The sequence below is a fragment of the Chryseobacterium barbadense genome (genome assembly GCF_042849955.1).
Lineage (GTDB): Bacteria > Bacteroidota > Bacteroidia > Flavobacteriales > Weeksellaceae > Chryseobacterium.
In genome coordinates, this window is record NZ_BAAFHL010000147.1 from 1 (window position 1) to 1,112 (window position 1,112).

Genomic DNA, 1,112 nt, shown 5'->3' on the forward strand with positions numbered 1-1,112 from the left:
GTTCAATCTATTAATATATTGGATATTAAATAGACAAAAAGCATTACAGATTACGAGTTTCGTTTTCATTAGGGAAATGAAACTACAGCATAGTATAATTTTTATTAAGAAATCTTTGAAATTATCTATCTTTGCTTTAGGCACAAATAGTATTATTTTATGGAAAAGCTAAAGAACTTAAGAAAGAAGCGGGGTTACACACAGGAATATATGTCCAAGATTCTGGCAACAGATGTTTCTAACTACAGCCGTAAAGAAAACGGCGAGGTAAGAATCTTTGATGATGAATGGGAAAAACTCGCTAAAGCTTTAGATGTTCCGGTGGAAGAAATCAAAGAAGAAAAGCCCTTAAGCATTATCCAGAACAATGATAATATGACGTTCAATGACAGCTCCGGTAACTATAATTATTATTGCAGTGTTCCTAATCCTCGCTACCGCACGATTGTATCGTGTGGTGGATAAAAATAAACCACTGCTTTTGCGGTGGTTTTTGTTATTTTTAGATAGTAATGAGTTTAAACCCATATTATATCCAATATGTAAAGATTCCGAATAATCACCTGGAGTTGCTACCTTTGTTAGGACATGATTCTTATCCTCTTTAGCTTTAAGAGTATAAAAAAGATCAGAAAAAATTCCTGTACTCTAATAAATTAAGAGAAATTAATAAACTAATTAGGACATTGATTAAATGTCCTAATTTTATTTTAAAGAAACCATATGAGCAGTGTTCCTGTGAATGAATTTTACAGTGAATCTCTTGCATACGACCTGAACGGGAATATCACCCATTTATCAAGAAACGCCCCTTCTTTCTATAGCAGTAATTTTAAGCATATTGATAATCTGTATTATAATTATGAAGGAAATAAGCTTATTTCAATGAGATTGGCTATAATCATCTAAGCCTTCCCAATGCTTTTGGGATTAACAGCAATATCAATAAACTGCTTTACCTGTACCGGGCAGACGATACAAAGCTCAGAAAGCTGACCCATATCACAAATGAAAATGGTATATTTATGACTATAACAGAATATCTGGACGGCTTTCATTATCTGAAACCCAGAAAGCCCCTAGTAATGAATCAAGCCCTATAGAATTTGAAT

General features: G+C 33.0%; 2 protein-coding genes. Both read left to right on the plus strand.

Translation table 11 applies throughout. The features are described 5' to 3' along the window. Positions 1-159: 159 nt before the first annotated feature. Positions 160-465, plus strand: a complete 306-nt coding sequence (locus ACGHIN_RS17280) for a helix-turn-helix domain-containing protein (protein ID WP_390456483.1) — start codon at positions 160-162, stop codon at positions 463-465. A 258-nt stretch (positions 466-723) separates the two neighbouring features. Continuing rightward, positions 724-909, plus strand: a complete 186-nt coding sequence (locus ACGHIN_RS17285) for a hypothetical protein (RefSeq protein ID WP_390456486.1) — start codon at positions 724-726, stop codon at positions 907-909. Positions 910-1,112 lie beyond the last annotated feature (203 nt).

Coding starts and splice junctions, on each gene's coding strand:
- ACGHIN_RS17280 (WP_390456483.1), top strand. CDS start 160: ATGGAAAAGCTAAAGAACTTAAGAAAGAAGCGGGGTTACACACAGGAA.
- ACGHIN_RS17285 (WP_390456486.1), top strand. CDS start 724: ATGAGCAGTGTTCCTGTGAATGAATTTTACAGTGAATCTCTTGCATAC.